Here is a 6,006-nt window from a genome sequence, read left to right on the forward strand (position 1 = left end):
GCTACGAACTCCCCGAGCAAGCGGGCCTTGTCCTCATCGGTGTAACGTGTCCGTGACATCCGGCGATCCTGACACGTCAGCGGAGTCCGCCGAGATCGTCCCAACGGCGGTCGCTCGGGGGCTTACAGAAAAAGCACTCCGTTGTGGGCCAGCGAAACCTCCCCTGGTCCAGGGTTGGTTCCACCACCGAGCAGACCGGCATCTGAAATCGTGTGATGCGGCGCTCGAAATGGGCGGGCTGAAAGAAATCCCTTCTTGGGATCGAGCAATCCGGCGATCGACTGGATTTTCGTCGTCTCAATCGCCTCCTCTTCGGTCATCGCCGGCATGATGGTCGGCAATCGCTTCGCCAACATGGATTTGCCCGTGCCCGGTGGCCCCACCATCAAAAGGTTGTGGCCTCCGGCAACCGCCACCTCCAGGGCCCGCTTCACGTGGTGCTGCCCCTTCACCTCGCTGAAGTCGATCTCGTAGGTCGAGGTTTCCTCGAAGAGCTGTTCTCGATCCACCTGGGTGGGTGGGATCTCAAGTTCCCCGATCAGGCACTGCCACGCTTGATAGAGATGGCTGATTCCAATCACTTGAATTCCCTGGATCACCGCGGCTTCCCGCGCATTCGCTTCCGGCACGAACACTTTCTTCCGCCCGCGCTGGCGGGCTTCCATGGCGATGGAGAGCACTCCTTTCACCGGCCGGACCGCGCCATCCAAGGCGAGTTCCCCCACCACACAGAGCTCCTCCCAGGCAATTTCCACTTCCTCCGAAGCCGCCGCCATGGCCAAGGCAATCGGCAAGTCGAACGAAGGTCCCTCCTTCTTCAAATCGGCAGGAGCCAGGTTCACCGTCTTCACCCCATCCGCCAGCCGCAGAGGCGAGACCAAGATCGCGGAGGACACGCGCTGCGACGACTCCCGCACCGCCGCATCCGGCAGCCCCACAATCACAATCCGAGGCTCCTCCGCCTTCCGGACATTCACCTCCACCTCCACCTCAATGGCATCGACACCTCTCAGAGCCGCTGAATAAAACCTGCTAATCATCGAAATCTACTGAAGCGCTCAACGGTCATCTTGCATCAATATCCCCACTTTTCAAGGAATGGTTCCAAGGGCTCGAACTCTTCCCTAAGCATGTGGATATAGTTCTTCCATCGCTGTTTGGCCCTCGCATGGAGCGGTTCGGTCACTGCGTCGGCAGTCGGCGACCTGACAATTTTGCTTTTCGTCCGTGTATGGAAATCGAGCACCGAAGGCGACCACCCCAACCTCAGGAAGTCGAAAAGCTTCTGGGTTTCGATGCTTGGATCACTGACCAGATCTTCATACTTAAGCTCGTAAACGGCCTCGCCTAGCAGGTCCTTCCCCTTTTGCAGACATGTCATTACCTCACAATACTCCTTCACCGTCTCCCCGATATCGAGGTAAGTAGAAGTTACTTCGTTGACGGGATGGAACGGCTGGAAATAACAACTGATAACGACATCCCGTGGATCCCTAATCATCGCAACAAAGGCGGCCTCCGGGAAAAAACGATAAATAGCTAACAGCAGAATGCTGTATGAAGGGTTCTTATCGAGAAGAATGTTTGAACTCTTCGCGCCTAGATACTTCGCCATCGTGTTCGTGTAAGCTCGTCTCGCTCTCGTGAGCGAAGGCCCCGAAACATCAACAAGGCCATCCAAGAGCCAGCCCTTCTTGACCAACTGCGAAACCGAGGGAATGAATGACATCCAAGTGAATATTTCAGATTCTTCAACGGAGTCCAAGCAGTCGCTTGAGTCGAGAATCTGCTCGATCAAAGTTGTGCCCGATCTTGGATGTCCAATGAGAAACGCAAGTCGATTGCAATTCTGAAGAGATTCGAGTGATTCTTCACGCCACGCATTGATCATTGAGGGCGTCACCTCGTTTACAAGATCCATCCAGCGTTTCCTCACGAATCGGCGACGCTCAAGCAGGGATGCCTTTCCAAATGACATCCTCGACTTTGCTTCCCTTAAATGAGCCAAAGACGCTCGAAAATCGCCCAAATTTTCTTTATGCCGAGCCATTTCATAGTGAGCTAGAATTTGGACATGCCTGACATTTGAGTGCATCAAGCTCTCTAGTCGAAACAAGCATTGTGAATCATCCCGGTGGAGCTTACACCACAGGAGAAGTACCCGTGGATCGTCGGGGTGCTGACTTCGAAGTAGTTCGGCAATGGCCGCCGCCTCATCACCTTTGCGAATTCCAGCAAGGTAGCCGACGAGCGATAATCCCTCTTCAAGCCCACCCTCTCGCCAAGCCAAACGATAGTAAGGCTCAGCAAGTTCCCTCCTATAACACTTTTCAAACAGAGAACCCGCCCGCGTCGCAAAGTTCCGACGCATAGTTCCTGGCATCGATCTTAGCGCTTCATCTATAATACTCGTTGCATTGGAGAAATCGCCTTTTACGAGAGCAACTTTAGTTCGAGTCAAAGAAATTTCAGGACTCGGCTTTATCGCCGAAGCTATTTTTCGAAACTGCTCTTCGACACGGGATAAATCCTTATCAACAAAAGCAGCATCAATCTGCTGAAGAAATCTCGTAAGCTTTTGATTGTCATGGACGCTCATTGGAGGTATCCGCGGCGGCTTCCTATGCCAAAAGAAAAGTAGGCAAACTCTGTCGAGCTTGCCTACTGTATGGACAGGTGATACAGGTTTTTAAATCAGGCGCGGCGCCGACGCACTGCCATTCCAAGCACACCAAGAGAGCCCAGAATTGCGATCGACGGCTCAGGGACGGGAGCAAGAGTCAGACTTCCCGCTACATCTGCACCGCCCGACGAAGAGTAGGTTCCAGCATATGTAACAAATGCGCCACTATCAAACTTTGCGGTGGTGGCAGATGAAGCATTACTATTTGGGATGGCCGCATCTGCTAAGAACTGGACAGAAGTGTCCTCAAAAAGCGCATAAGCGTCTCCCGTCGAAATGAAGTAGAAAACATTTTTACCGGCCGCTCCAGCAGCATCGGTGAATCCGATTGATTCGCCCGCCCATACTCCCGTGTAAGTCCCAGCATATGTTGCTGTGAAGGAGCCCAAGCTAGTAAACCCTGCGCTGATTCCATCGAAGGAAGTAATATCAGCGGTTGTAGTGTCGATAAAGCCTACCATGACGGTGGCAGGAACAGCTGTCGCACCAGATGGGTCAAGCAACTGGACTTCGAGGTTCTGCGTGAGGAGAGTAGCCGCGGATGCGAAGCCACCGCTGGCAACAAGGAACCCAATGATAGACGTTTTTAGTTTCATTTCTTAATCAGGATGGGAGGTTGATAATTATCTCAGTGGTATGTTAGAATACTGGACGATCGGGCGATCACTCGGCAATATCAACAGCCGGAACGCTCCACGTAAACGATGCCCCACTCTTTCTTTGAATTAGAAGAGCCCGCTCTGATGGAATCACGTAGTTGGCCGGATCGGCAACTCCGCTTGCACGCCAACCCGTGCCACCCAAGCCTGAATCCTTATACCAGAAAGTGGTGTAAGTATTGGTCGTCGCATCAAAAACGAGAACGTTATCTGCGTCGGTGACATTGCCGGCACCCTTCAGTCCAGTGGAATTGTCACCAGTGTAGAGGTTTGAAGCAGCAAATGTAAGCTGATCAACCGGGATAGGAATCGAGACAATATTTAACACCGTACCTGAACCATCGCCTTGAACCATGATATCCGTACCTGTTGTCTTCACGTCTCCAACGATGACCAGAGAGCCATCAGCTGATTGCTTGCGAAGAAACACCAAACCGTCGTTCGGATGGATTGCGGTGCTGGCGACAAGACTATTATCGATCCCAGACGCACGCCAGCCAGTTCCACCAAGACCGCTGCTCTTATACCAAAAGGTGGTGTAGGTATTGGTAGTCGGGTCGAGAATTAGAAGATTGTCCGCATCGGTCACGTTGCCTGCACCCGCGAAAGTAGCAGCCACCGGAGGATTACCCAACAAAGATTCCACGGTGAAGGCAGCGACAACTCGGTAGGAAGCGCCCGCGCCAGCAGCAGAGATATCGTCGGAAAGATAAAGCTTGTTGGCGTCAGACGCTGTAATCCACGTCATTGATCCAACCAAGTTGGCATCACCACCCGCGACCGCCGTGATCTCGACCAAATGCGAGACTTGAGTTCCATTCACGTAATCGCCTGCAGACCATGAGCCCTCCGTGTCAGTGAGGAAAGTGCCACCACCATCGCTGGCAAAGCTCTCAATAACGCCTGATGCCTCCACCCCAGAACTCGGAAGAAGCCCAAGATTTGCGATCTGAAGCTTTTGAGCGGAGCCACCGCCGGTCCCCGGGAGTGGAACCGTAAAGTACCCAACAGGATCAGTAACAGCGCCGTTCGAGACAGCGGCAAAAGCGCAAAGAAGCGCGAATGAGGTGATTGGTTTCATGACGAATTTGGATTTAGGGGTTGATGGGGAAGGCGTCGAGAAAAAATTGCAGGGCTCCGTGACAGTTCGGCCACTTTGCGCGCAATCGTGCTCCCAACGCTGGGTTTCATGGCTACCAAAGCATCTGCCACCGGTTGGCGGCAAGCAGGTTTTTGAGATTCGGCGGGCAAAATCCCGGTGTTTTTTCCAGATTCTGCCAGTTCGCTGGAAAAGGCACCGGGAGTGGACGGACGCGGCCCCTCGGCAGCGTCGCGGAGGCTGGCTTTCAGGCTGGACCTTGAACGAGTAGGGCTCAGGCTTCGCCCGCTCGCGTGGCGGGCACCGTTGCCATGGATCATTCAGCCTCAAATTCCGTTCTTATCGGCGGCACGATCGCCATCGACCATGTGAAAACGCCGGATGCCGAGGGCGCCGACCTCCTCGGGGGCTCGGCGGCCTATGCCGCATTGGCTGGCAGCTTTTTTTGCACAGATGTGCGGTTGGTGGGGATCATTGGCCGGGATTTCCCACCCCACCACCTCGAGATGCTGGCCGGCCGGGGGGTAAGCCTCGATGGCGTCGAGCGCTCCGACGGTGAATCCTTCACCTGGAGCGGGGAGTATCTGGAAAACCTCAATGAGCGGGTGACCCACCGCGTGGGCCTGAACGTGCTCGAAGACTGGCAGGTTCGCATTCCTCCGGAAATCGCTGATTCCCAGCTGGTGGTGTTGGCGAACATGTCCCCCGACAACCAGCTCCAGATGCTGGCTCAATGCACGAACAAGAACCGCTTCGTCATCGCCGACACGATGGATTTGTGGATTTCCATCGCCAACGAGCGCCTGCACGAGGTACTGAAAGAGCTCGACCTGTTCGTGATCAATGAAAGCGAGGCCCGGGACTTTGCGGGAACCGCGAATCTGGTGGAGGCCGGCAGGATTCTTCTCGGAAAAGGCCCGAAGTTCGTGGTGATCAAGCTTGGTGAGTTCGGCGCGATGTTGTTTTCCAACGCGGGTCAGGAGTCCGATTTCCCCTGCCCGGACAGTTTTTTCCGCTGTGCGGCCTTCCCGTTGCGGGGGATCGCGGACCCCACCGGAGCGGGAGACAGTTTCCTGGGCGGATTGGCGGGTTTCCTGGCCGCCCGCGCCGGCGGCGACTTTTCGTTCGAAAACATCCGTCGAGCCGTGGCTCATGGGTCGGTGGTGGCGTCCTACACCTGCGAGGCATTTTCGACGCGCCGGTTGGAGGAAATCTCGGCTGCGGACGTGGAGGCGCGCCTGGAGAAGTTCCGGCGGATGAGTGCTTGGTGACTTCGAATAGGGTTGCGGGGCTGCCTATCGGGAAGGAGCAAGCGGCGGGGTGAGGCGATGCCGATTTCATCATCGGCGCTCCTTTTCGGGGGCTGCGGGGCTGCCTATCGGGAAGGAGCAAGCCGCGGGGGTAAGGCGTGCCGATTTTATGATCGGCACGCCTTTTCGTAAGCCCCCGAGCGACCGCCGTTGGGACGATCTCGGCGGACTCCGCTGACGTGTCAGGATCGCCGGATGTCACGGACACGTTACACCGATGAGGACAAGGCCCGCTTGCTCGGGGAGTTCGTAGCC

At 55.3% G+C, this 6,006-nt stretch carries 5 protein-coding genes; 1 reads left to right on the forward strand and 4 read right to left on the reverse strand.

Annotated elements, in window-relative coordinates; translation table 11 throughout:
* Positions 1–122 precede the first annotated feature (122 nt).
* The 4 genes from ABXH26_RS20395 to ABXH26_RS20410 all read right to left on the reverse strand — a co-directional run bounded on the left by ABXH26_RS20395 (position 123) and on the right by ABXH26_RS20410 (position 4,423).
* Positions 123–989: a YifB family Mg chelatase-like AAA ATPase gene (locus ABXH26_RS20395; RefSeq protein ID WP_353568953.1), complete on the reverse strand. Its 867-nt coding sequence runs from the start codon at positions 987–989 to the stop codon at positions 123–125.
* 86 nt (positions 990–1,075) lie between these two features.
* Complete coding sequence (locus ABXH26_RS20400) at positions 1,076–2,599, reverse strand: sulfotransferase family protein (protein ID WP_353568954.1); 1,524 nt, start codon at positions 2,597–2,599, stop codon at positions 1,076–1,078.
* Positions 2,600–2,694: 95 nt separating this feature from the next.
* A complete protein-coding gene (locus tag ABXH26_RS20405; RefSeq protein WP_353568955.1) occupies positions 2,695–3,279 on the reverse strand; it encodes a PEP-CTERM sorting domain-containing protein in 585 nt (194 codons plus the stop codon).
* Positions 3,280–3,346: 67 nt separating this feature from the next.
* The gene (locus tag ABXH26_RS20410) at positions 3,347–4,423 is read right to left on the reverse strand and encodes a hypothetical protein (protein WP_353568956.1); all 1,077 of its coding nucleotides are present in this window, start codon (positions 4,421–4,423) and stop codon (positions 3,347–3,349) included.
* 329 nt (positions 4,424–4,752) lie between these two features.
* Here ABXH26_RS20410 and ABXH26_RS20415 point away from each other — a divergent pair, with 329 nt between their 5' ends.
* Positions 4,753–5,712 carry a PfkB family carbohydrate kinase gene (locus ABXH26_RS20415; protein WP_353568957.1) on the forward strand — a complete coding sequence of 320 codons (960 nt, stop codon included), beginning with the start codon at positions 4,753–4,755 and terminating at the stop codon, positions 5,710–5,712.
* Positions 5,713–6,006: the final 294 nt, after the last annotated feature.

Source organism: Haloferula sargassicola (assembly GCF_040362925.1).
GTDB classification, from domain to species: Bacteria; Verrucomicrobiota; Verrucomicrobiia; order Verrucomicrobiales; family Akkermansiaceae; genus Haloferula; species Haloferula sargassicola.

Bases quoted from the DNA above. Each gene is read 5' to 3' on its own strand.
- ABXH26_RS20400 (WP_353568954.1), bottom strand. From the start codon at position 2,599: ATGAGCGTCCATGACAATCAAAAGCTTACGAGATTTCTTCAGCAGATT.
- ABXH26_RS20405 (WP_353568955.1), bottom strand. From the start codon at position 3,279: ATGAAACTAAAAACGTCTATCATTGGGTTCCTTGTTGCCAGCGGTGGC.
- ABXH26_RS20410 (WP_353568956.1), bottom strand. From the start codon at position 4,423: ATGAAACCAATCACCTCATTCGCGCTTCTTTGCGCTTTTGCCGCTGTC.
- ABXH26_RS20415 (WP_353568957.1), top strand. From the start codon at position 4,753: ATGGATCATTCAGCCTCAAATTCCGTTCTTATCGGCGGCACGATCGCC.